Origin of the sequence: Streptomyces sp. NPDC056948, from assembly GCF_042674225.1 — a bacterium.
GTDB classification, from domain to species: Bacteria; Actinomycetota; Actinomycetes; order Streptomycetales; family Streptomycetaceae; genus Streptomyces; species Streptomyces purpurascens.
Map to the genome: position 1 here is coordinate 1 of NZ_JBHUQX010000683.1, position 2986 is coordinate 2986.

Consider the following 2986-nt stretch of genomic DNA (forward strand, 5'->3'; position numbering starts at 1 on the left):
CAGCACGTTGTGCCCCAGCCGCTGCGCCTCCGACAGCCGCTCCAGCACGACGACACCGACACCCTCGGACCACGCCACACCATCTGCGGAGGACGAGAACGCCTTGCACCGGCCATCGGGCGACAAACCCCGTTGGCGTGAGAAGTCCACGTACAAGGAGGGGCCGGCCGCGACCGTCACGCCGCCTGCGAGCACGAGGGAGCTGTCCCCTTGGCGCAATGCCTGACAGGCCAGATGCAGCGCGACCAGCGACGACGAACACGCCGTGTCCACCGTCACCGCCGGTCCCTCCAGGCCGAACACATACGCCACCCGGCCCGAAATGACACTGTGCGACGTACCCGTCAGCCGGAAGCCTTCGAGATCACCCGAGACCCGATCCACATAGCCGGACGCGCAGGCACCCGCGAACACACCCGCGTCCGAGCCCCGCAACGACACCGGATCGATCCCCGCATGCTCCAGCGCCTCCCACGACGCCTCCAGCAACAACCGCTGCTGCGGATCCATCGCCAACGCCTCACGCGGCGAGATGCCGAAGAACCCGGCGTCGAAGTCACCCGCACCGCTGAGGAATCCGCCGCCTCGGCTGTAGACGGTGCCGGGCTTGTCCGGATCCGGGTCGATCAGCCGTTCCAGGTCCCAGCCGCGATCGGCCGGGAACCCACCGATCGCGTCCCGGCCGGCCTCGACCAGGCCCCACAAGTCCTCGGCCGATCCCACACCGCCGGGGAATCGCGCGCCCATTCCGACGATCGCGATCGGCTCGTCCAGCGCATGGTGTCGCGAAACCCGCCGCTGCTCTCGGCCGGTTCCGGTGATGCGCGCGCTCAGCAGCGCCGCTACGGCGTTCGCGGTCGGGTGGTCGAAGATCAGGGTCCGCGGCAGCGGCACACCGGTGCCGCGCGCCAGCCGGTTCGCCAGCGCCGTACCGCTCACCGAGTCGAATCCGAGGTCGGTGAAGGGGAGTTCGGGGTGGATGGAATGGTGCGAGTCGTGGCCGAGGACGGCGGCGGCGTGCTCGCGCACGACATCCAGAACGACCGTCTCGCGCTGGTACTCGGGGGTGTCCAGCAGCCTGCGCGCCAGCGGGCTGTCCTCCCGGGCCGTGCTCTGCCCGCCGTCTTCCGGGGCCGGGGGTTCCGCCGGCGTCGCTTCGTGTGCGGTCGCGTCGGCGGCGGTGCTGCCCGCGACGGTCTCGGAGCCGTTCCAGTAGCTGCGGCGCTGGAACGCGTAGGGCGGCAGGTCGACCCGCCCGCCACCGGATGCCAGTGCGTCGATGTCGACCGGGAGCCCGGCGCAGTAGGCCTGGGCCAGGGCGGCCGTGAACCGCCGTGTTCCGCCTTCGCCGCGCCGCAGCGACTCGAGCACGCTGACCTGCCCGGCCGCGGCGGTGGTTTCGGCGGTCACGCCGATGCCCATGGTGAGCACCGGGTGAGGGCTGGCCTCGACGAATCCGGTGATCCCGGAGTCGATGAGCGCGGTGACGGCATCCGCGAAACGGACCGGTTCGCGCAGGGAGCGGTACCAGTACTCGGCGTCGAGCCCTGCCGTGTCATACCCCTCGGCGAAGACCGTGGAGAAGAACGGCACGGTCCCGGACCGGGGGCGGATGGACGCCAGGTCGTCCAGCAAGCGGTCCCGGAGCCGTTCCACGGCCTTGGAGTGCGAGGGGTAGTCGACGGGAATGCGGCGGGCCCATACGCCGGCCTCGGCGCAGTCGGCGAGGAGTTCCTCCATCGCCGCGACCTCACCGGCGATGATGGTCTGTCGCGGCCCGTTCACGGCCGCGAGGGACAGCCGGTCGCCGTAGCGCGCCAGTCGTTCCCGGACGGTGTCCGCGCCGAGCCCGATCGAGGCCATACCGCCCTGGCCGGCCAGTTCTTCGGCGACCGCACGTGAGCGGAGCGCCACCACGCGGGCGGCATCCTGCAGCGAGAGTCCTCCGGCGACGCAGGCGGCCGCGATCTCGCCCTGGGAGTGGCCGATCACCACGTCCGGTTCGACACCGGCGGCCTGCCACATGCGTGCCAGTGACACCATCACCGCGAACAGCACCGGCTGGATCACGTCCACGCGGTCCAGCGAGGGCGCGTCGTCCGCGCGGCGCAGCACCCCGGTCAGGGACCAGTCGACGTACTCGGCGAGGGCGGCCTCGCAGTCCGCGACGGAGTCGGCGAACACCCCGCCCGCGTCCAGCAGGCCGAGTGCCATTCCCTCCCACTGGCTGCCCTGGCCGGGGAAGACGAAGGCGACCCGGCGCCGCGCCGACTGCCCGGTGGCGATCTCGTCCGCCCCTTCGGACACGGCCGGGTCGGTGAGAGCGGTCAGGCCGCTCAGCAGCTCGTCCCGGTCCTGGCCGACGGCCGCAGCGCGCCACTCGAGCTGGGCGCGGGAGGTCAGCAGAGACCGGGCCACGTCGGCGGTGTCCAGCTCGGGGTGGCTGATCAGCCAGTCCCGCAGCCGCGCCGCCTGGGCCCGTACGCCCGTCTCGGTGCGCGCCGACACCACCAGGGCACGTATGTCACCGGCGTCCTCGACCGATGGCTCGGCCCCACCGGTCGCGGGCGCTTCCTCGACGATGACGTGCGCGTTCGATCCGCCCATGCCGAACGACGACACGCCCGCGCACAGGGCGGTGTCCGCGGCCCATGCCTGCGACTCGGTGACCACGCGCAGGCCCAGATCGTCGAGCGGGATGCGCGGGTTCGGCGTGCTGTGGTTCAGGCTGGGGACCAGTTCCCGGTGCTTGAGGCACAGCACGGTCTTGATGAGCCCGGCGATGCCGGAGGCGCCTTCGAGGTGCCCGATGTTCGTCTTGACCGACCCGACGGCCAGCTGCGTGTCCGCCGTCCGGCCCACGCCGTAGGCGGCGCCGAGCGCCGCGGCCTCCACCGGGTCGCCCGCGGGTGTTCCGGTGCCGTGCAGTTCGACGTACTGGACGGACGACGGCTCGACGCCCCCGGCCGTCAGCGCGGCCCTGATC

General features: G+C 72.1%; 1 protein-coding gene. It reads right to left on the reverse strand.

Features of this window, described 5'->3' with window-relative positions:
- Positions 1–2986 (reverse strand): type I polyketide synthase (locus ACFTZL_RS43450; protein WP_382595731.1); only part of this gene is annotated, 2986 nt, incomplete at both ends.